Genomic DNA, 24,015 nt, shown 5'->3' with positions numbered 1-24,015 from the left:
ATAGTAGGATATTAAAGTCAATGAAAGTTTTCTTTATGTCCTACAATCAACACAACAAAAAAACATGAAGAAATTATTTTTAGCAAGCTTTATATTGTTTGCATTTAGCTCAATTGCGACTGCACAACAACTAAAATCACCACAAGGAGAATTTGAAATGAACTTTTCACTTACAAGTGATGGAACTCCAACTTACAGTTTGAAGTACAAAAACAAAGAAGTTGTAAAAACAAGTAAGCTTGGACTCGAACTTAAAAATGATAAAAAGTCACTTTTAAATGATTTCACAATTGTAGATTCTAAAACGGCTACTTTCGACGAAACTTGGAAACCTGTTTGGGGTGAAGTTGCTCAAATTAGAAATCATTATAACGAACTTGCTGTCACTTTAAATCAAAAAGGTACTGATAGAAAAATAGTAATTCGTTTCCGATTATTTGATGATGGTTTAGGATTTAGATACGAATTTCCAAGTCAGAAAAACTTGGTGTACTTTGTAATTAAAGAAGAAAGAACGCAATTTGCAATGGCAGGAAACCATACAGCGCATTGGATTTCTGGCGATTATGATACACAAGAATACGATTACACAACATCTAAATTATCAGAAATTAGAAATTTATCAAGTAAAGCAAGATCTGAAAATGCCTCTCAAGAAGGATTTTCAGATACTGGTGTGCAAACTTCTTTAATGATGAAATCTAATGATGGAATTTACATCAATCTTCACGAAGCAGCTTTGATAAATTACTCGTGCATGAACTTGAATTTAGATGATAAAAAGATGATTTTCGAGTCACATTTAACGCCAGATGCAAAAGGTGATAAAGGATATATTCAAGCACCAAGCACTTCTCCTTGGAGAACCGTTATTGTAAGCGATGATGCTCGTGAAATTTTAGATTCTAAAATGACATTAAACCTAAACGATCCATGCAAAATCGAAGATACTTCATGGATAAAACCAGTAAAATACGTTGGCGTTTGGTGGGAAATGATTACTAACAAAAGTACTTGGTCTTACACCAATGATTTCCCGGCAATTCAATTAGGCATCACCGATTATTCTAAAGCAAAACCAAACGGAACGCACGGTGCAAATACAGCTCACGTAAAAGAATACATCGATTTTGCTTCAAAACATGGTTTTGACGGAGTTCTTGTTGAAGGTTGGAACCAAGGTTGGGAAGATTGGTTTGGTCACGCCAAAGATTATGTTTTCGATTTTGTTACACCTTATCCAGATTTTGATGTAAAAGATCTTCACGAATATGCTAAATCTAAAGGTGTAAAAATGATTATGCACCACGAAACTTCGGGTTCAACAAGAAACTACGAGCGTCACTTAGACAAAGCTTTTAAATTCATGAACGACAATGGTTACGAAGCGGTGAAAACAGGTTATGTTGGACCAATTTTACCTGTTGGGGAACACCATTACAGCCAATCAATAATCAATCACTATCAATATGTAATTGAAAAAGCTGTTGATTATAAGATTATGGTTAACGCTCACGAAGCTGTTCGTCCTACAGGAATTTGTAGAACCTATCCAAACATGATTGGAAACGAAGCTGCAAGAGGAACCGAATTTCAAGCATTTGGAGGTTCAAAACCAAACCACGTAACTATTTTACCATTCACAAGATTAATTGGTGGACCAATGGATTACACACCAGGAATTTTCGAAATGAATATTCAAAAATTCAGTCCAACTAATACTTCTAAAGTGAATAGCACATTGGCAAACCAATTGGCATTGTACGTAACAATGTACAGTCCGTTGCAAATGGCAGCCGATTTAATTGAAAACTACAACCAATTTCCAGATGCATTTCAATTCATAAAAGACGTTGCAGTAGATTGGTCAGAAAGCAAATATCTAGAAGCAGAACCAGGAGATTATATTACCGTTGCAAGAAAAGCAAAAGGAACAAATAACTGGTTTATAGGAAACGTAAACGGAGAAACACCAAGAACGTCAAACATCACTTTAAATTTCTTAGAAAAAGGTAAAAAATATACAGCAACAATATATGCCGATGCTAAAGATGCACATTACAAAACCAATCCACAAGCTTATACTATTCGCAAAATTACTGTAACTAGTAAAACTAAATTAAGCCAATTATCAGCTTCTGGTGGCGGTTATGCTATTAGTATTGTTGAAAATAAATAAGTTTTATTTCTTTTGTCATGCTGAACTTGTTTCAGCATCTCAATAAAATATAATTAAAATAAACAGAATCTGAAACAAGGTCAGATTGACAATAGCACATCGCTTGTCATGCTGAACTTGTTTCAGCATCACGATAAATTAAATTTATATTTCTTACATGCCAAATCGAGTCTATCATAATTATTGGGTTTACATAGTTACAAATAAGCCAAATGGTACGTTATATATTGGTGTAACTGGTGGAATTGATGATAGAATGGAAAGACATTCAAGTGGGAATGGAAGTATTTTCACTTCAAAATATAAATTATTCAAATTAGTTTATTTTGAAGAATTTCAATACATCGATGATGCAATTGGCAGAGAAAAACAACTAAAAAATTGGCATCGTCAATGGAAAATAAATTTAATTGAAGAAAGTAATCCTAACTGGGAGGACTTGTGGAAATTAAAAACTAAAGAATAAAATAGAATCTGAAACAAGTTCAGATTGACAAAACCGCATAATTTGTCATGTCAAACTCGTTTCAGCAAACCAATAAGAAACCACAACTACAATGAAAAAAATCTTATTACTACTACTTTTTACAACATCACTTTTCGCTCAAGTAGAACGTGTTGAACCTCCATTTTGGTGGTCAGATATGAAATTATCAAATGTGCAAATTATGTTCTACGGAAAAAATATTGCGCAATATGATATAACTACATCCAATTCAATGGTAATAGAAAGCATCCAAAAAACCGAAAACCCTAACTACGTTTTCGTAACAATCAATACTAAAAATACAGCAGCTCAAGATTTTGTTTTCTCTTTTTCAAAAAACAAAAAAGTAGCTTTCACACAAAATTATTCTTTAAAAACACGTAGAGAAAACTCAGCTTTGCGAAAAAGTTACGATGCTTCTGATGTTATTTATCTAATAATGCCCGATAGATTCGCAAACGGAAATCCAAACAACGACAGCGATAAATCAGTCACAGAAAAAGGAAATCGTGAACTTCCTGGTGGAAGACATGGTGGCGACATTGACGGAATTATAAAAAATCTAGATTATCTAAAAGAATTAGGCGCAACTGCACTTTGGCCAACACCATTAAACGAAGATAACGACGAAAGACATTCGTATCACGGTTACGGTCAATCAGACGTTTATAAAATCGATCCAAGATATGGAACTAACGAAGATTATGTGAAATTAAGTGCCGAATTACACAAACGCGGTATGAAAAACATCATGGATTATGTTACCAATCATTGGGGTTGGAAACACTGGATGTACAAAGATTTACCAACTTACAATTGGATTCATCAATTTCCGGGTTATTCACAATCTAACTACAGAATGACCACGCAATTCGACACCAATGCATCAGCAATTGACACAAAAAATTGTATGGATGGTTGGTTTGTTCCATCAATGCCCGATCTAAATCAATCTAATCCATTAGTCTTAAATTACCTAACACAAAACGCAATTTGGTGGATTGAGTATGCCGATTTAGACGGATTTAGAGTCGACACGTATTCTTACAACGACAAAGAAGGAATCTCTAAATGGACTAAAGCAATTACAGACGAATACCCAAATTTCAACATTGTTGGAGAAGTTTGGATGCACGATCAAGCGCAAATGGCCTATTGGCAAAAAGATAGTAAAATTGGAGCAATTCAAAACTACAATTCGTACTTGCCAAGTGTTATGGATTTTACTTTGCACGATGCTATAAGTTCGATGTTCAATGAAGACAATGGTTCATGGGATAAAGGAATGATAAAAGCATACGAGAATTTCACCAATGATTTCTTGTATCCAAATCCGAATAAATTATTGGTTTTCGCAGAAAATCACGACACGCAACGTTTCAACGAAATTTACAAAAACGATTTTAAGAAATACCAAATGGCAATGACCTTAATTGCAACTGTTCGTGGTATTCCTCAAATTTATTATGGTTCAGAAATTGGAATGGCTGGAAACAAAGACAAATTGGGCGATGCCGATATCAGAAAAGATTTTCCTGGCGGATGGAATGGTGATGCAAATAACGCTTTCACTAAATCAGGAAGAACAGCAGAACAAGCAAAATTCTTCGATTTTTCATCAAAATTATTTACATGGAGAAAAACAAAATCGGTTATTCATACAGGAAAAACTACTCATTATATTCCAGAAAATAATGTTTATGTTTATTTTAGACACAATGATTTAGAAAGCGTAATGGTAGTGATTAACAACAGTCCAGAATCGAAAACATTCAAAACAAATAGATTTCAAGAAAATATTTCAAAATACAACTCTGGAAAAGATATTCTAACAGATAAATCATTTGATTTAAAAAATGACATTCAAATTGAAGGAAAATCAGTTTTAATTTTGGAATTAAAATAGTACAAATAATGAAAAAACTATTGTTCTTCATAGCAATTATAACACTTTTCTCAAGTTGTAAATCAACAAAAGAAACAGCATCAAAAGAAACTAAAGCACCTTTCGTTTGGGAAAGTGCCAACGTTTATTTTCTACTAACCGATAGATTTAATAATGGCGACAAAACCAACGATGTCAACTACAACAGAAACAAATCAACTGGGAAATTACGCGGATTTGAAGGTGGCGATATCCGTGGAATTATTCAAAAATTAGATGAAGGTTATTTCGAAAATTTAGGGATAAATGTAATTTGGATGACACCAATTGTGGAGCAAATTCACGATGGTGTTGATGAAGGAACAGGTTTTTCGTATGCATTTCACGGTTATTGGACACGAGATTGGAGCTCATTAGATCCAAATTTCGGAACCAAAAAGGACTTAGCTGAGTTAGTTCAAAAAGCACATGCTAAAGGAATTAGAATTATGCTAGATGCGGTTATCAATCATACTGGACCAGTTACATCTGAAGATTCAGTTTTCCCAAGTGATTGGGTTCGAACTTCACCAAAATGTCAATACAACAATTATGAAAATACGATTGCTTGCACCTTGGTTGAAAATCTTCCCGATGTAAAAACCGAAAGCAACCAAGCAGTAGAATTACCTCCATTTTTAGTCGAAAAATGGAAAAAAGAAGGTCGTTACGAAGAAGAAATAGCCGAATTAAACGCATTTTTTGCTAGAACAAATTATCCTCGTGCGCCAAAATACTATATAATGAAATGGCTTTCCGATTATATTGTGGATTACGGAATTGACGGCTATCGAGTTGATACTGCAAAACACACTACAGAAGATGTTTGGGCCGATTTCAAGAAAGTTTGTGATGCAGCTTTCGCCGAATTTAAAGCTAAAAATCCAAAAAAAGTTCTGGATAACAATCCGTTTTTTACCGTTGGAGAAGTGTATGGCTACAACATTGGAAATAAAAGAATTTACGATTTTGGAGATAAAAAAGTCGATTATTACGCTAATGGTTTTACTGGTCTAATCAATTTTGATTTTAGAAATGAAGCCAAAATGGACTACGAATCCTTGTTTTCAAAATACTCAACTATCCTTCAAAATGACTTAAAAGGAAATACGGTTATGAATTATGTTTCGTCTCATGATGACGGCTGGCCATTTGATAAAAAACGTGAAAAAACATTCGAATCTGGAACCAAATTATTACTTGCGCCAGGAATTTCACAAGTATATTATGGCGATGAATTGGCACGTTCTTTAGACATTGAAGGCACCCAAGGCGACGCAACTTTGCGTTCGTTTATGAATTGGGATGATTTAAAAAACAATCCTAAAACAGCAGAAATCAATTTGCATTGGCAAAAATTAGGTCAATTTAGAAGAAATCATCCAGCAGTTGGTGCCGGAATTCATAAACAAATAACAACTTCACCTTATGTTTTCAGTCGTGAATATTCTCAAGCCAATTTTACTGATAAAGTGTTAGTTGGATTGGATTTTCCCATTGGAAATAAAGAAATTTCTGTTGGAACAATTTTCGAAAACGGAACTAAAGTTAAAGATGCCTATTCTGGAAAAACATCAGAAGTTATTAATGGAAAAGTTCTTATTGATTCAGAATTTGGAATTATTTTGCTAGAGAAAATTTAATAACAATATTATAACATTAAAATCTAAACCAATAATTTTCAACAAATTAGTTTTGAAATAGTAATTATAAAACTAATTGATCATGACGAAAATCTCTTGTTTATTTTTAATTTCATTTCTATTTACACAATGTAACGTGATGAAAAAACCACTAAATATTGGACATCGAGGTGCAATGGGACACGAAACTGAAAACACCATTTCCTCAATCAAAAAGGCTTTGGAACTTGATGTTGACATGATTGAAATTGACGTTTTTGTAATAAAATCTGGCGAAGTCGTAGTTTTTCATGACGAATTATTGGATAGTTTAACTAATGCTAAAGGAAAAATAGAAGATTATAATTGGGAAGACCTTAAAAAAGTAATTGTAAAAGGAAATCATAAAATTCCTCTTTTGGAAGATGTAATTTCCACCATAAATAAAAAAACTCCTTTAAACATTGAATTAAAAGGAAGTAAAACTGCTAAACCTGTTTTTGATATTCTTACTACTTTTTATGAAAAAGGATGGACAAAAAATAATTTTACTATTTCAAGTTTTCTATGGGAGGAATTAGAAAATTATAGACAACTTGACACTGCAATTTCCATTGGAATTTTGACAGAAGAAAACCCACTTGAAGCAATAAATATTGCGGAAAAATTAAATGCTCAAAGCATTAATCCATGGTATAAAACTTTAACATCAGAAAATATTGAGCTGATTCATAAAAAAGGTTTTAAAATTTATACTTACACAGTCAATGATCCAGATACAATTAAGAAAATGATTCGTTTAGGTGTTGACGGAATTTTTTGCAATTATCCTGAACGATTGCATTAATATTTAGTATTTTAAAAGTTTATCTTTGTCAGAAATTAAAACTTTGTCAAAGACTTTCTAAATAAATGAATTCAAAATACGATATAATCATAGTTGGCGCAGGTGCAGCAGGATTTTTTACAGCAATTAATATAGTTGAGAAAAATCCCAAATTAAAGGTTGCCATTCTCGAACGAGGTAAAGAAGTTTTAACCAAAGTTAGAATTTCTGGTGGCGGACGATGCAATGTTACACACGCCTGTTTTGTACCGAATGATTTAGTCAAATTTTATCCGCGTGGTGAGAAGGAACTTCGCGGACCTTTTCATCAATTTTGTTCTGGAGATACTATTGAATGGTTTGAAAAACATGGCGTTGAACTCAAAATTGAAGACGACGGAAGAATGTTTCCAATATCCGATTCATCACAAACTATTATCGATTGTTTTACAAATGCCACAAAAAAACTTGGAATTGATGTCTTAACAAATCAAAGCGTTCAATCGATTTTTAAAGCAGAAGATTATTGGAAAGTTGAAACCAATTCAGAGACTTTTGCCTGTCAGAAATTAGTCATGACGACTGGAAGTAATCCAAAAATTTGGGAAATGCTTACCGAAATTGGTCATTCTGTTATTGAAGCCGTTCCGTCACTTTTTACTTTTAATATAAAAGACAATCGTATTAAAGATTTGATGGGTTTGTCGGCCTTTGCATCTGTAAAAGTTAAAAACACTAAACTTGAATCCTCAGGACCATTATTAATTACGCATTGGGGAATGTCTGGACCAGGAATTTTAAGGCTTTCGGCTTGGGGTGCACGAATTTTGGCTGATAAAAATTATCAATTTATTTTGGAAGTGAATTGGTTAAACGATTTAACATTTGAGGAAACTCTAGAAAAACTCAAAGAACTTAAATTAGAACATTCTAAAAAAGCAGTTTCAAAGAAATCACCTTTTGACTTTCCGAATCGATTATGGGAGAGTTTGGTTTTGGCTTCAGAAATTTCAGAAGAAATAAAGTGGGCTGATTTGTCTAAAAATCAATTACACAATTTAGCCAATCAACTTACTAATGGACAATTTCAAGTAAACGGAAAAAGCACCTTTAAAGAGGAGTTTGTAACTGCTGGAGGAATCGATTTAAAAGAAATCAACTTCAAAACCATGGAAAGTAAATTGCTCGAAAATTTATTTTTTGCTGGTGAAATTGTAAACATTGATGCCATCACAGGCGGATTTAATTTTCAAAATGCTTGGACTGGCGGATTTATTATAGCTGAGGCAATTACATCAAAATAATCTCACCATTTATTTGTAAGTTGTTTAAAATCAAACTATATTTGGAATCCTATAACCAAACCAAATATGAAAAAACAACTACTTTTAAGTCTTTTTGCATTATTTTTCCTAGGCTTTATCGGACATGCTCAAGCTCCAACTTGTGGAGGCGCATTTACAGATCCTGCAGGACCAAATGCTAACTATGCCTCAAATACTGACTACACTGTAACAATTTGCCCAACGGTACCAGGCGAAATGGTTAATGTAATTTTTACATCATTCAATACTGAACCAAACTATGATGGGCTTTACATTTACAACGGAAACTCTACTGCATCGCCGCAAATTTCTAGTACAAACCCTGCTGGGTCAGCTCCAAGTAATTTACCTGGTGCTTTTTGGGGAACTTCAATTCCCGAAATAATTAGCTCTACAAGTCCTGACGGATGTTTGACCTTTAGATTTGTCTCAGATAATTCACTTGAAAACCCAGGTTGGACTGCCAATGTTGTTTGTGGTACTGTAACAGGATGCTTTAAACCAACTAATTTAGTTGTTTCAAATTTAGTTTATGGTGGGCCCACTTTTGGCTGGACCGATAATTCAGCTGCTACACAATGGGAAGTACTTTTTTTACCTTCAGCTGCCGCTGCTCCGGCGGCAACTGCGACTGGTGTAATAACTTCATCAAATCCATATGTTGCAACGGGTTTAACCTCTGGAACAAGTTATAGAGCTTATGTAAGAGCAATCTGTGACGCAACCACATCAAGTAATTGGTCTAATCCATCTAATTCTTTTATAGTTCCAAATTGTGGCATTCCAACTGCTATTACAACAAATGGCGTATCCAGCACAACAGCAACAATTAATTGGACATCGAATGCATCGCAATGGGAAGTAATTACATTGCCAAGTACTGCGCCTGCACCAACAAGTACCTCAACTGGAACAATTGTAAATCAAAATTCTTATACCGCGACTGGTTTAACTATTGGAACAACTTATAAATTTTATATTCGCACTATTTGTACTACTACTGTAACTAGTACTTGGTCTTCGGGTTATTCTTTTTCGGCATACAATACTTTGCCACCGTTAACAACAAACTCAACTTTGTACACAAATGAACAATTAGTTTCAAATGTTTTAATCAATAATTCCTGTATTACAATTTCAAATGTAACCTCAAGTACTGGAACTAATTTTGGTTCAACTAACGGAATTGGATATTTTACTAATTCAAATCCGACTTTTCCGCTTTCTTCAGGAGTTGTTCTTTCTACAGGAAATGTCAACAATGTCGCTGGACCGAATACTTCTATTTTAAGTGATGGAATATCTACTTGGCCAGGCGATTCTCAATTAGAAGCTATTATTACTACAGCAACTGGTCAAGCAATGAATTCTAAAAATGCAACCAAGCTTGAATTTGATTTCACCAGTTTGAATGAATTTATGAGTTTTAATTTTCTATTTGCTTCTGATGAATACGGAACTTTTCAATGTACTTTTTCAGATGCTTTTGCTTTCTTGCTGACGGATTTAGTAACAGGAGTTACAACTAATTTAGCCGTCGTTCCTGGAACTTCTACTCCTGTTTCTGTCGTTACAATAAGAGATAATATTTTAAATAATGCGTGTAATTCTGTAAACGAAGGTTTTTTCGGCACTTCAAATGAAGGTGCAAATATTTATTCATCTGCAACAAACTTTAATGGTCAAACTACAGAAATGACCGCTTCATCTGTAATTATACCAAATCATCCTTATCATATTAAATTAGTTGTAGCAGATAGAAGTGACACTGCTTATGATTCTGCTGTATTTATTAAAGCTGGTAGTTTCACCTCAGGACCGCCACAATGTTATGATAAAATCAATCTTGTTGCATTTGTAGATTCAAATAACAATGGCATTAAAGAAACTGGAGAAGTAAATTTCTCTTATGGTTCATTTGTTTCTCAACAAAATAATGCTGGTGCTTCAAGTTCAATTTATTCACCTTTTGGAGAACATACTATTTATGATTCGAATCCAGCAAATACTTATGATTTTAGTTATTCATTAGATACAGAATATGCTGGATATTATTCGTCGGGAACTACAAATTTCAATGATATTTCGATTGCTGTTGGCAGCGGAACGCAAACCTTATATTTTCCAATAACTTTGACAAATCCTTATAATGACGTGACTGTTTCTTTGGTTCCAACAACCCCACCAGTTCCAGGATTTAATTATACAAACAAAGTTGTTTATAAAAACTTAGGAATCGCTCCTGCTAGCGGACAAATAAGTTTCACTAAAGATCCTAATGTAATGATTAACACTGTTTCAGTTCCAGGAAGTATTTCTACGGCAACAGGATTTACTTATGATTTTTCAAATTTACAACCTTATGAATCACGATTTATAAATGTTTCGATGAGTGTTCCTGCAATTCCAGTGGTGAATATTGATGATATATTAACCAACAGTGCATCAATTTCAACGCCTTCCAGTGATATTAATTCGACAAATAATTTATCAAATAACACCCAAATTGTTGTAGCGTCTTATGATCCAAACGACAAAATGGAATCGCATGGCGAGAAAATACAATTCAATCAATTTGCAGCAAATGACTATTTATATTACACAATTCGTTTCCAAAATGAAGGAACTGCAAATGCTATTTCTGTTAGAATTGAAGATTTACTCGATGCACAATTAGACGAAACCAGTATTAGAATTGTTAGTGCAAGTCATTCTTATTACATGACGCGTGTTGGTAATTTAATTACTTGGAATTTTAATTTTATAAACTTGCCTCCAGCATTAGCAAATGCTGAATTGAGTAAAGGATATGTGTTCTTTAAAGTAAAATTAAAACCAGGTTTTACAGTTGGAGATATCATCCCAAATACTGCAAATATCTTTTTTGATACCAATCCGGCTATTGTAACCAATACATTCAATACTGAATTTGTAGCTGCATTAAATAATTTGGATTTTAATTCTGGTAATTTCTTACTTTATCCGAATCCAGCAACTGATTTAGTTCAGATTAGTTTGAATACTAATTCAGGAAATATCGAAAGTATAGTGATTTTTGATGTTTTAGGGAAAGTTGTCAAAAAAGTAGAAGCTGTAAATTCGAATCAAACTAACATCAATGTTTCAGATCTTTCGTCTGGAGTTTATATGGTTGAAGTTGCCACTGAAAATAAGCTTAAACAAGTTAAGAAATTAGTAATAAAATAATTGTATCAATAAATAAAACAAATAAAATGCAGATTCAAATTTTGAGTCTGCATTTTTATTTTTAATTGTTTATATTTGAAATAGAAAACTTTAGCTCATGAAAAAACAACTACTTTTCTCTTTTTTTACTTTATTTCTTTTAAGTTTTATTGGAAATTCTCAAACTACTTTTTTTGAAGGATTTGAAAACACAACTGGCCCAAGTGCTGCACCATCTACAACATGGACATTGGGAAGTGGAAATTGGCATGTTTTTCAAAATAGTGTTGGACTTACAGAGCGATGGAAGATAAATAGTGGTATAGCAACTCCGCCATTGGTAAGGACTGGTGAAAATGCTGCATATATAAATCGAGAAGAAATAGGTACTGGAAACACCTCTGAAGATTATTTGGCAACACCATTAATCCCTTTCGCTCCAAATCAAATTTTACGCTTTTACAATCGAACTTTTACTAATGGAAATCAGGGAACAATTTATCAAATTAAAATCTCAACAGCTATTAGCTCACCAACTGATCCAACCTCATATGTAACTATAGCAGAATTTACAGAAGAACAACTTTCAACTGTCTTTAATATTTACACTGAGAAAGTTATTGAAATTCCATCATTCTATATTGGTCAACAAGGATACATAGCGTTTGTCAAAAAACAGACACAACCAGATGATGCTATATCTGGTGATCGATGGCTAATTGATGATGTAAGCTTAGAAATAACTTGTCCAACTCCGTCAAGTTTAAACATTAGTAATGTAACATTTACTTCAGTTGACCTATCATGGAATGAAAATGGAACTGCTACATCTTGGGATATTTTAGCTTTACCATGTGGATCGGCAGCACCAACTTCAACTATAACTGGATGGGTTTTAGCACCCACAAATCCTTTTACTTTGACAGGATTAAGTCCTGGTACTTGTTACACTTTTTATATAAGATCTGTATGTACGCTAGATGATTTTAGTTTGTGGTCTTCATCAATTAATGTAACTACTACATTTTTACCACCAAGTTGCGGAGGAAACTACTTAGACTCTGGACAAGCATCGGCAAATTACAGTAATAACGAGAATTCAAATATAACTATTTGTCCAACTACTCCAGGCGATGTGGTCTCTGTTACTTTTACTTCTTTTGATATTGAAAGTAATAACGATGCTTTGTATGTTTTTAATGGGTCAACAGTAGCTGGCTTACAAATTTCAAGTACAAACGGAGGAGGAAATGTTCCAGGAGGTTTAGCTGGTGGATATTGGGGAACAACTATTCCCGGACCATTTACATCTTCAACTCCTGATGGTTGTTTAACATTTCGATTTAGAAGTAACGCAACAATAACAAATTCTGGTTGGATAGCAAATGTAACTTGTGGTCCACCACCATGCACGATTGAAACTCCAACGAATGTAACAGTTTCCAATGTAAATCCAACTTCTATAAATGTTAGTTGGGATGAATACATTTATTCGGGCTATCAAATACTGACATTACCACATAATTCTCCCGAACCAACTGAATCCTCTACTGGTTTTATCAACGCAAATTATACACCTTTTGTAGTTTCTGGTCTATCACCTAATACATGTTATGATATATATATTAGAAGTTATTGTGATACAAATGAATTTTCTCCATGGAGTGAAGTGAGTTCAATTTGTACTTTTGATTGTTCTTATTTTGCTACTTGCACCTATTCTATTATTGCAACAGCGTTTCTAGATAGCAACGGAAACGGAATTAAAGAAGCAACAGAAACTAATTTTAATTTGGGCAACTTTAATTATACCGTAAATGGCTCTACTCCTTTATATTCTTCGTCAAGTGATGGAGTTATTACAATTCCTGTTCTAAATTCAAGTAATATTTACAATGTAAATTTTTCTATTCAAAATATTTTCTCACCATATTATACATGCACAACAAGTTATAACAATGTTACAGTTGATACTGTTTCAGGAACAACAAATTTATACTTTCCTGTAAGTAATATTGCATCTTACACTGATGTTTCAGAATATATTTCAGCGGAAAGTCCACGACCAGGTTTTTCAAGAAATGTATATATAAATTATTTTAATTATTCGCAAGTAACAATTCCTACCGGAACTATTACGTTTACTAAAAATAATTTAGAAACAATCAATAGCATCAGTCAATCTGGAACGGTTTCTACAGCAAATGGTTTTACTTATAATTACACCAATTTGGCTCCACAAGAAATGAGAATGATTGCAATAAATTTACAAACCCCTACAATTCCAACGGTGAATCTAGGTGACTTATTGACAGTTTCTTCAAGCATTACTCCTATTTCTAATGACATTTATCCCGAAAACAACAGCTATACTTTAACACAAACCGTTATTGGTTCGTATGATCCAAATGAAGTGTATGAATCGCATGGGCCAGAAATTCCTATAAATAATTTTACTTCAAATGATTATTTAAATTACACTATAACATTTGAAAATACTGGAACTGCAAATGCAGAGTTTATTAGAATTGAAAACTTGTTGAGTAATAAACTTAATCCGAGCACAATAGAAATGATTGGCTCAAGTCATAATTATGATTTGAAACGAGAAAACAATAAATTAACTTGGTTTTTCTATGATATTGATTTACCTCCAACTTCACAAAATTCTACGCTAAGTCACGGATTTGTTAGTTATAGAATTAAGCCTAATCCAGGATATGCAATCGGAGATATTATACCAAATACAGCAAGTATATTTTTTGATTACAATCCGCCAATTATCACAAATACATTCAACACTGAATTTGTTGCTCCTTTAAATAATTTGGATTTTAATTCTGGTAATTTCATCGTTTACCCAAATCCTGCAAATGGTTTAATTCAAATTAGTTTGAAAAACAATTCTGAAACTATTCAAAATGTAACCATTTTTGATGTTTTAGGAAAAATTGTGAAAAAAGTTGAAGCTGTAAATTCGAATCAAACTAATATCAATGTTTCTCTACTTTCATCGGGAGTTTATATGGTTGAAGTTATAACTGAAAACAATTTGAAACAAGTTAAAAAATTAGTTATTAAGTAATTATATTGCAAAAAAAATTAAACTCGATTCATTATAACGCATCGGGTTTTTTTATTGTCATCAGATTTTATGTCAGAAAAATTGTTATTTTTGAAATCCTATTAAACCCAACCTACCATGAAAAAAGAATTACTTCTAACTTTTTATGCATTATTTTTCTTAATTTTTACAGGACATTCGCAAACTACTTTCTTTGAAGGATTTGAAAACACTACTGGTCCAAGTACAGCACCAGCTACAACATGGACATTAGAAAGTGGAAATTGGTCAGTTTTTGACAATGGGATAGGTCTTGCTCAAAGATGGCAAATCAATAACACAGTTAGTACACCGCCACTAGTTTATGCAGGCTCTAATGCAGCATATGTCAACAGAGAACTATTAACAATTAACACCACATCTGAAGATTACTTAACTACTCCATTGGTTACTATTCCTCCAAATGGTCAACTTCGTTTTTTTTCCCGCACATTCACAAATGGAAATCAGGAAACATTATATCAAATAAAAATTGCACCAGCAACTGCATCTCCAACTAACCCAGCGGCATATACTATTTTAGTTGAATATAATGAAAATGAATTAACGACTACTATTGATGGCGTTCAAAATCCTTTTAACATATATACAGAAAAAGTAGTTGACATTCCAACCGATTTTGGACCGCAAGTTTATATTTCTTTTGTTAGGAGATTTACCCAAACCACTTCAACACTTGGTGGTGATAGATGGTTATTAGATAATGTTAGGATTTCTCCAAAATGTTTAAATCCATCTGCTCTGACAGCATCAGGTATTTTATTTAATCAAGCTAATTTATCATGGGACAATCCTAGTGGAAGCTCTTCTTGGGAAATAGAAATAATCCCGGAAACTGATAGTCCTTCAGGAACTGGAATTATTTATAATGGAACTTTACCATTCATAGCAACTGGATTAACTCCAAATACTACATACAAATATTATGTAAGATCATTGTGTGAAGATGGACTTGCTAGTGATTGGGTTAGTTCTTCAACTTTTACTACTCAGATAGAACCACCATCATGTGGAGATGTTTTTTCTGATACTGGAGGTGTAAATGCAAATTATTCAAATAATTCTGATGTTACAACAATAATCTGCCCTGAAAACACTGGGGAAACTGTAACTGTAACATTTACAAATTTTAATACAGAAGCTATTTTTGATGGCCTTTACGTTTTTAATGGAAACTCTATAAATGCATCTCAGATTACAAGTGAAAACCCATCAGGTAATGTTCCTGGATCACTGGCTGGATCGTTTTGGGGAACAACTAATCCAGGTTCGTTTACATCCTCAAGTCCCGATGGCTGCTTAACTTTTAGATTTAGAAGCAGTGCTTCAATACCTGCTCCAGGTTGGACTGCAAATGTAACTTGTGGCATTCCTCCTAGTTGTTCTAAACCAATTTCGTTAATAAAATCTAACATTACTACAACTTCTATTACTTTAGGTTGGACAAATACAAATTCTGCTTCTCAATGGCAAATACTAGCTTTACCTTGTAATAGTGAAGAACCAAATTCATCAACAACTGGATGGATAACAGCAAATTCAAATCCTTATACAATAATTGGATTAAATCCTGATACATGCTATAAATTATATGTTAGAGCTGCATGCACTTCAACTAATTTTAGTGATTGGTCTTCACCGATATCTGGCACAACATTAATTGCTCCTTCAGTATGTGGTGGAACTTTTTCAGATCCTGGCGGAGTATCGAGTAATTATTCTAATAATTCTAACAGCATAACAACCATATGCCCAGAAGTTCCAGGTGAAGTTGTTACAGTAACATTTACAAGTTTTAATACCCAAACAAGCGCCGATGGATTATACATACATAACGGAAATTCCACTTCTGCACCTCTTTTTTCTAGTGGAAACCCTGCAGGATCAGTTCCTGGTGGAATAGCTGGAGCTTATTGGGGAACAACTAATCCAGGTTCATTTACATCAACAAGTACAGATGGATGTCTAACTTTTAGATTCAGAAGCGGCTCGGCTATTAATACATCTGGATGGACATCGAATATAACATGCGGTCCTTTAACTTGTCCAAAACCTGAATCATTTATTACATCAGCGATTACACAGAGTTCTGTTAATTTAAATTGGTATGAAACAGGAACGGCTACCTCATGGCAAGTATTAGCTTTGCCGTGTGGCTCACCATTTCCAACAAATACAGTAAATGGTTGGATTACAGCACAAACAAATCCATTTGTGTTAAATGGTTTAAATCCTGACACATGTTATGATATATATATAAGAAGCATATGTTCAGAAAATGATTTAAGTAATTGGTCAGGTCCAAAAACTATTAATACGTTGATTGCTCCACCTGTATGCGGAGGAACGTTTTTAGACGCAGGTGGTTCTTCGAATAATTATTTAAATAATACAAATACAACTTGGACAATTTGTCCAACGGTTACAGGAGAACAAGTTGAAGTTACATTTACATCATTTGCAACTGAAAACGATGTTGATTTACTAAAAGTATATGATGGCAATAGTACTTCTGCACCACTTTTAGGTACCTATTCTGGTTTAAATTTACCTCCACAAATTGCAGCTTCATCTGCAAATGGGTGTCTTACATTTGTCTTTACATCTGATAATTTTAATAGCAATTCTGGTTGGACAGCAAACATAACATGTACACCTCAACCTACATGTTTAAAACCAACAAATTTAACTATCCTACAAATAAATTCTCAATCAGCTTCTTTATCTTGGACTGAGCAAGGTTTAGCCAATTCATGGGAAGTTATTGTATTACCAATAAGCTCAAGCGCACCAAATGAAGGAACTTCAGGCGTAATAGTTAATTCGCCAAATTATATTAAAACAGGTCTAACAGCAGGTGTACAATATAAATTCTGGGTCAGATCAATTTGTGCAATCAATGATAGTAGCGCTTGGAAAAGTTCTAATACATTTGTTTTAACAACTTCTTGCATTGATAGTGCTCCACTTTGTGATTTAGGATTTGCATCATATACCAATACCGTCGGAGTTTCTTCAATTGGAAATGGCATTGGCTGTCTAGGTGCAACACCCAATCCTACTTGGTTTTCATTTCAGATTGCTACCTCTGGTACTATCAATTTTTTAATTTCTCAAGTTAGTACTACCGGAGCTCCATTAGATGTAGATTTTATTCTTTGGGGTCCAATTTCGCAGGGAAATTGCTCTTCTCTTTTTGATTTCCCAAATGATAATACAGCGATACCAAATAATATAGTGGATTGTAGTTTTTCTACTAGTTCTATTGAATACGTAAATATTTTCGATGCTCAAGCAGGTGAAATTTATATTCTATTAATGACAAATTTTAGTAATCAACCAGGAACGACAACATTTAATTTACAAAACTCAACATCTTCATTAAATTGTGAAGGCCTTAAATTAACAGCATTTTTGGATACAAATAATAATGGTCTTAAAGACAATTCAGAGCAAAACTTCCCATTAGGTCAATTCAACTATACAGTTAATAATGGAATCAATCATAACATTATAACGCCTAACGGATTTTATTATATTTTTGATTATAATACTGATAATACTTACAATTTTAACTATTCAATTAATCCATTATACAGTTCAATGTACAGTGTTACAACTCCTTCCTATTCTAATATAAATTATCAACCAGACGGTAACAATGAATATTTCTTTCCAATTAGTATTCAACAAAATTATGACGAAATTGAAGTTTCAATCACACCAATTAATGCTCCAATTGCAGGAGGAAACTATAAAAATAAAATAACTTATAAAAACAATGGTAATCAAACGATTCCAAATGGTAATTTAACTTTCAACTGCAATCCATCAACAACTATTAATTCAATTTCTCAATCGGAAACAACACCAATAGCTAATGGATTCGTATATAATTTTACAAATTTATTACCCTTTCAAACTAGAAGTATTGAAGTTAACATACAAGTACCTCCTATTCCTACTACAAATATTGGTGATTTACTTACTAACACAGCCACAATAACAATTCCAACAACTGATATTTATTTGGCAAATAATTCTGCATCCAATACTCAAATAGTTGCAGCTGCATATGACCCCAACGATAAAACCGAAGCTCATGGTTTAACAATTCAACATAATCAATTTACAGTAAATGACTATTTGTATTATACCATCAGATTTGAAAATACTGGAACAGCTTCAGCTCAAAGAGTTAAAATAACTGATGTTTTAGATTCCAAAATCGATGAAACCTCTATATTAATGGTTAGTGCTAGTCATTATTATACTTTGGATAGAATTGCAAATAACTTAACTTGGTCTTTTGATAATATCCAACTACCACCATCAATCCCGAATAGTGATTCTACAACAGGAAAGGGTTACATCTCATTTAAAGTAAAATTAAAACCTGGCTTTGCAATTGGAGACATCATTCCAAATACAGCAAATATCTTCTTTGATACTAATCCAGCCATTGTAACCAATACTTTCAATACCGAATTTGTAACTACCTTAAACAATTTATATTTTGATTCTGGTAATTTCATACTTTATCCAAATCCTGCTACTGATTTAGTTCAAATTAGTTCAAGCATTAATTCTGGGGATATTGAAAGTATTGTAATTTTTGATGTTTTAGGAAAAGTTGTCAAGAAAGTAGAAGCTGTAAATTCGAATCAAACCAATATCAGTGTTTCCGAACTTTCGTCTGGAGTTTATATGGTTGAAGTTATAACAGAAAACAATTTGAAACAAGTTAAGAAATTAGTTATAAAATAATAACCTCGTTAGTAAGTATAAAAAAAATCCCGATTATAAGTCGGGATTTTTTATTTACAGTTTATTTTTTTAGCGGTTCAACCACCAAATACTTGCGTTTAAAATAGTGGCAAAACTTACCCATGCCAAATAAGGCAGTAACAAATAAGCCGCAATTTTATCAATCTTTTTAAACTGATTATACGTTTCGAAAATCATCAACCACAGTAAAATAATTTCGATTAAAGCCAAAAACGGATTGTGTAATCCAAAAAACAAATACGACCATAAAGCATTCAATCCTAATTGAATTATAAAAAAAGTAAATGCCTTTTTTACATTTTCTTGATCGGTTTCGAGTTTGTTCCAAATCATTCCGCCAGCAACTCCCATCATAACATATAGAATTGTCCAAACTGGTGCAAAAATCCAATTTGGCGGATTAAAAACCGGCTTATTAATTGTTGGATACCATGAAATTATACTTTCTTTTGTAACTAAACTAGATAAATAGCCAATAACCAAACAGGTTGTAACGACTAAAGCAATTCGAAGTATCTTTTGCATATTGTTTATTTTTTATACAAATATAGTAAACAAACTCGAAGTTACTTTTCTAAAATTAAGTATCTTTGCATAAATTTATACTTTATGATTTCCGAAAAGGATTTTATTTTTAATGAAACTTTAGCATCTGTTAATAACGGAAGCTTTCAATGGAGCGCACCAAGCAATATTGCACTTGTAAAATATTGGGGCAAAAAAGAGAATCAAATTCCGGCAAATCCATCTATAAGTTTTACATTAAACGCTTGCAAAACAATTACAAAACTTGATTTTTCAAAGAAAGAAAACAAGAATGGTTTTTCATTCGATTTATTATTTGAAGGAAAACCAAAAGAAGATTTTAAACCAAAAATTCAAAAATTTTTTGAACGAATTGCAGTTTATTGTCCGTATCTAAAATCCTTTCATTTCACAATTGATACCCAAAATACGTTTCCTCACAGTTCAGGAATCGCGTCTTCGGCATCTGGAATGGCAGCTTTGGCAATGAATATAATGAGTTTGGAAAAACTTTTAAATCCCGAAATGCCCGATGATTATTTCTATCAAAAAGCTTCTTTTTTAGCAAGACTTGGCTCAGGAAGCGCTTGCAGAAGCGTAAAAGGAAACATTGTAGTTTGGGGAAATCATGCTGAAATTTCTGGAAGTACTGATTTATTTGGAGTACCATTTTCGTCAGAGGTTCATTCGAATTTTAAAAATTATCAAGATACTATTTTGCTGGTTGACAAAGGCGAAAAACAAGTTTCGAGCACAGTTGGTCATGATTTAATGCACAATCATCCATTTGCCGAACAACGATTTGCGCAAGCACATCACAATTTATCAGCTATAAAAAACGTTATAGAGAATGGAAATTTAGAAGATTTTATCAAAATTGTAGAAAGTGAAGCTTTGACTTTACATGCTATGATGATGACTTCAATGCCTTATTTTATTTTGATGAAACCTAATACACTGGAAATCATTAATAAAATCTGGAAATTTAGAAATGAAACTAAAATTCCAATTTGTTTTACACTCGATGCTGGCGCAAATGTTCACGTTTTGTATCCCGAAAACGTTAGAGTTGAAACTTTGCAATTTATTAAGGACGAATTAGTTGGCTATTGTCAAAATGGTCAGTATATTTGTGATGAAATTGGATTTGGAAGTCAATCTTTAATTGATTAAATAAAAATATGAAAGGACCATTATTTTACTCAAAAATACTTCTCTTTGGAGAATACGGAATCATCAAAGATTCTAAGGGTTTATCAATTCCTTACAATTTTTATAATGGCGCTTTGAAAGTAGATGAAAATCCATCTGTTGAAGCTATAAAATCTAATTCAAGCTTACGAAAATTTGTTACTTACCTAGAAAATCTTCAAAGCGAGCAACCCGAATTGGTTACTTTTAATTTAGACCTTCTAAAAACCGATGTTGAACGCGGAATGTATTTTGATTCTAGCATTCCACAAGGTTATGGAGTTGGAAGTAGTGGTGCATTAGTTGCTGCTATCTATGACAAATATGCCGACAACAAAATTACGGTTCTAGAAAACTTAACTAGAGAAAAACTACTGCAGTTAAAAGCTATTTTCTCTCAAATGGAATCGTTTTTCCACGGAAAAAGTTCTGGTCTTGATCCATTAAATAGTTATTTAAGTATTCCAATTTTAATAAACTCTAAAGACAATATTGAAGCAACTGGAATTCCTACACAAAGCACGAATGGTAAAGGAGCAGTATTTCTTTTAGACTCAGGAATTGTTGGAGAAACCGCTCCAATGGTTAACATTTTTATGGAAAATCTGAAAGATCAAGGTTTCCGTACTATGCTTAAAAATCAGTTTGTAAAATATACCGACGCGTGTGTGGAAAACTTTCTTGGTGGCGATATGAAATCATTATTTTCTAACACCAAAAAACTTTCTAAAGTAGTTTTAAATAATTTCAAACCTATGATCCCTGAACAATTCCACGGAATTTGGCAAAAAGGAATTGACACTAACGATTACTACTTAAAATTGTGTGGTTCTGGCGGCGGCGGATACATTCTTGGCTTCACAGAAGATTTAGAAAAAGCAAAAGAATCATTAAAAGACTACAAGCTAGAAGTGGTTTATAATTTCTAAACCATGCTGAGCAGAAAAACCAAAATCACGTTACTGAAAATCATCAGTATGTTTTCTGTGGTTCGCGGTTACAATATCCCAATTATTGCGTTAGCCCAATATTTATCAGCAATTTTTATAATGGCGCCCGAAAAAAGAGCGTTGTCTGTATTACTAGATTTTAACTTATTTATAATCGTAATTGCATCTGGTTTAACAATAGCCTCAGGTTACATTATCAACAATTTCTACGACAGTAAAAAAGACTTAATCAATCGACCAAACAAATCAAAACTAGACAGATTAGTAAGTCAGAAAACTAAACTTCAAGTCTATTTCACGGTCAATTTTATAGTTGCGCTATTGGCTTTTTTAGTGTCCTTTAGAGCTGTATTATTCTTCTCTGTTTATATTTTTTTAATTTGGTTCTACTCACACAAACTAAAAAAATACCCAATCATCGGAAACCTAACCGCTTCACTCCTAGCCGTTTTGCCATTTTTTGCCATTTTATTGTACTACAAAAATCTATATCCACAAATTTTCGCACACGCCACATTTCTATTTCTGCTGCTATTAATTAGAGAAATCATAAAAGATTTAGAAAACATAAAAGGCGATATTGCCAATGATTATCAAACAATTCCAGTGAAATTCGGCGAAGTGTTTGCCAAAAAAACAATCACATTACTTACCGTAATTACCATACTACCGGTTTATTTCCTAGTCGAAATTTACGACGTCGGTTACATGGATATTTATTTCTACGTGAGCTTAATAATTCTGATATTTTTTCTTCTTTATCTCTGGAAATCAAGCTCAAAACCCGATTATTTACGACTACACAACATCTTGAAATTTCTAGTAGTTTCAGGCGTTTTTTGCATCGTTCTTATCGATCCTGAAGTACTAATTCACGGAAGAAACTTGCTTAAAATTTAGGAGCGAATCAGTAGTAATTCTTGTAAACCGTTTTCCTGCTTTCCGCACTACACGGTAGTTGCTGCAATCAGGGCTAGATAGTATATGTCTTTTGTAAAGTTCAGATTTTCAAAAACACTATTCGTCTTTGAACCAACCCGAATACATTACATAGTTGTTAGAAATACGTTCAATTTCACCTGCAAAATCAGAAGCATTAATATCTTTCACTTTCTTAGCAGGAACACCAGCATAAATAGTTCCCGATTCTACCACGGTATTCTGAGTCAAAACCGCTCCAGCAGCCACAATAGAATTACTTTCTACAACACAATTATCCATTACAATCGCACCCATTCCGATTAAAACATTATCATGAAGCGTACATCCATGAACAATAGCATTATGCCCGATTGAAACATTATTACCAATATTTGTAGGATGTTTTAAATACGTCGCATGAATAACGGCACCATCTTGAATATTAACTTTATTACCAATTTTAATATAATGCACATCACCACGAATAACGGCATTGAACCAAACACTACATTGCGAACCAAATTCTACATCGCCAACAATAGTTGCATTTTCCGCAACATAACAATCTTCGGGAATTTTAGGTGATTTCCCATTTACTGATTTTATTATCATAATTTATTTTTATAAAAAAGAATCCCAATATTGCTATTGGGATACTGTTAATTCCTTAATTCACCGCAGGACAATTACAATCATATTTCTCTTGCTTGCAGAATAAGTTTATTCCAAGTGTGATCTGATGAAATCCTCCTGTATCAAATTTTACATTCCCTAACAAATGAGAATAAGTATAAGACACCATAAAATTATTAAAGTTAAACCCAACAATTGGCGTGATGTATTGTAGCTTTTGATCCGCAACAGAACTTCCTTCTATATATTGAGCACCGTCAAGACTTCTTCTGTATGATAATCCACCCCAAAGCGTTCCTGTTGCTAATGTCTTGTATGCTTTTACGTTTAAATC

General features: G+C 33.1%; 15 protein-coding genes. 12 read left to right on the top strand and 3 right to left on the bottom strand.

Annotated features, from left to right (window positions below):
• Positions 1 to 64 precede the first annotated feature (64 nt).
• The 9 genes from LG45_RS05985 (at position 65) to LG45_RS05945 (ending at position 19,440) form a co-directional block, all read left to right on the top strand.
• Positions 65 to 2,179, top strand: coding sequence for a glycoside hydrolase family 97 protein (locus LG45_RS05985; RefSeq protein ID WP_035125463.1), 2,115 nt, complete (start codon positions 65 to 67; stop codon positions 2,177 to 2,179).
• A 157-nt stretch (positions 2,180 to 2,336) separates the two neighbouring features.
• Positions 2,337 to 2,645 carry a GIY-YIG nuclease family protein gene (locus LG45_RS05980; RefSeq protein ID WP_035125461.1) on the top strand — a complete coding sequence of 103 codons (309 nt, stop codon included), beginning with the start codon at positions 2,337 to 2,339 and terminating at the stop codon, positions 2,643 to 2,645.
• A 91-nt stretch (positions 2,646 to 2,736) separates the two neighbouring features.
• The gene (locus LG45_RS05975) at positions 2,737 to 4,572 is read left to right on the top strand and encodes a glycoside hydrolase family 13 protein (RefSeq protein WP_035125460.1); all 1,836 of its coding nucleotides are present in this window, start codon (positions 2,737 to 2,739) and stop codon (positions 4,570 to 4,572) included.
• 8 nt (positions 4,573 to 4,580) lie between these two features.
• Positions 4,581 to 6,233: an alpha-amylase family glycosyl hydrolase gene (locus tag LG45_RS05970; protein WP_035125459.1), complete on the top strand. Its 1,653-nt coding sequence runs from the start codon at positions 4,581 to 4,583 to the stop codon at positions 6,231 to 6,233.
• A gap of 139 nt (positions 6,234 to 6,372) precedes the next feature.
• Entirely contained in the window at positions 6,373 to 7,059 is a 687-nt protein-coding gene (locus tag LG45_RS05965) for a glycerophosphodiester phosphodiesterase (protein WP_240471826.1), read from the top strand.
• A 65-nt stretch (positions 7,060 to 7,124) separates the two neighbouring features.
• Positions 7,125 to 8,342 (top strand): BaiN/RdsA family NAD(P)/FAD-dependent oxidoreductase, encoded by a 1,218-nt coding sequence (locus LG45_RS05960; RefSeq protein WP_035125456.1) that lies wholly within the window; start codon positions 7,125 to 7,127, stop codon positions 8,340 to 8,342.
• A 66-nt stretch (positions 8,343 to 8,408) separates the two neighbouring features.
• Complete coding sequence (locus LG45_RS05955) at positions 8,409 to 11,570, top strand: DUF7619 domain-containing protein (RefSeq protein ID WP_035125455.1); 3,162 nt, start codon at positions 8,409 to 8,411, stop codon at positions 11,568 to 11,570.
• A 97-nt stretch (positions 11,571 to 11,667) separates the two neighbouring features.
• Positions 11,668 to 14,634, top strand: a complete 2,967-nt coding sequence (locus tag LG45_RS05950; RefSeq protein ID WP_035125454.1) for a DUF7619 domain-containing protein — start codon at positions 11,668 to 11,670, stop codon at positions 14,632 to 14,634.
• Positions 14,635 to 14,751: 117 nt separating this feature from the next.
• Positions 14,752 to 19,440 (top strand): DUF7619 domain-containing protein, encoded by a 4,689-nt coding sequence (locus LG45_RS05945; protein WP_035125452.1) that lies wholly within the window; start codon positions 14,752 to 14,754, stop codon positions 19,438 to 19,440.
• A 69-nt stretch (positions 19,441 to 19,509) separates the two neighbouring features.
• Here LG45_RS05945 and LG45_RS05940 read toward each other — a convergent pair whose 3' ends face one another.
• Positions 19,510 to 19,986, bottom strand: a complete 477-nt coding sequence (locus tag LG45_RS05940; protein WP_035125451.1) for a TspO/MBR family protein — start codon at positions 19,984 to 19,986, stop codon at positions 19,510 to 19,512.
• Between the two features lie 84 nt (positions 19,987 to 20,070).
• Here LG45_RS05940 and LG45_RS05935 point away from each other — a divergent pair, with 84 nt between their 5' ends.
• The 3 genes from LG45_RS05935 to LG45_RS05925 are packed head-to-tail and all read left to right on the top strand — an operon-like array spanning position 20,071 to position 23,027.
• Positions 20,071 to 21,159, top strand: coding sequence for a diphosphomevalonate decarboxylase (locus LG45_RS05935; protein WP_035125450.1), 1,089 nt, complete (start codon positions 20,071 to 20,073; stop codon positions 21,157 to 21,159).
• Between the two features lie 8 nt (positions 21,160 to 21,167).
• Positions 21,168 to 22,106 carry a mevalonate kinase family protein gene (locus LG45_RS05930; RefSeq protein ID WP_035125449.1) on the top strand — a complete coding sequence of 313 codons (939 nt, stop codon included), beginning with the start codon at positions 21,168 to 21,170 and terminating at the stop codon, positions 22,104 to 22,106.
• 3 nt (positions 22,107 to 22,109) lie between these two features.
• Positions 22,110 to 23,027 carry a geranylgeranylglycerol-phosphate geranylgeranyltransferase gene (locus LG45_RS05925; protein ID WP_035125447.1) on the top strand — a complete coding sequence of 306 codons (918 nt, stop codon included), beginning with the start codon at positions 22,110 to 22,112 and terminating at the stop codon, positions 23,025 to 23,027.
• Between the two features lie 117 nt (positions 23,028 to 23,144).
• Here LG45_RS05925 and LG45_RS05920 read toward each other — a convergent pair whose 3' ends face one another.
• Positions 23,145 to 23,660 (bottom strand): gamma carbonic anhydrase family protein, encoded by a 516-nt coding sequence (locus LG45_RS05920; protein ID WP_035125446.1) that lies wholly within the window; start codon positions 23,658 to 23,660, stop codon positions 23,145 to 23,147.
• A 55-nt stretch (positions 23,661 to 23,715) separates the two neighbouring features.
• A partial coding sequence (locus LG45_RS05915) for a type IX secretion system membrane protein PorP/SprF (protein WP_035125445.1) occupies positions 23,716 to 24,015 on the bottom strand: 300 nt, incomplete at its 5' end.

It is taken from the genome of Flavobacterium aquatile LMG 4008 = ATCC 11947 (genome assembly GCF_000757385.1).
In the GTDB taxonomy this organism is placed as follows: Bacteria; Bacteroidota; Bacteroidia; order Flavobacteriales; family Flavobacteriaceae; genus Flavobacterium; species Flavobacterium aquatile.
This window is presented reverse-complemented; position numbering and strand designations above follow the sequence as displayed.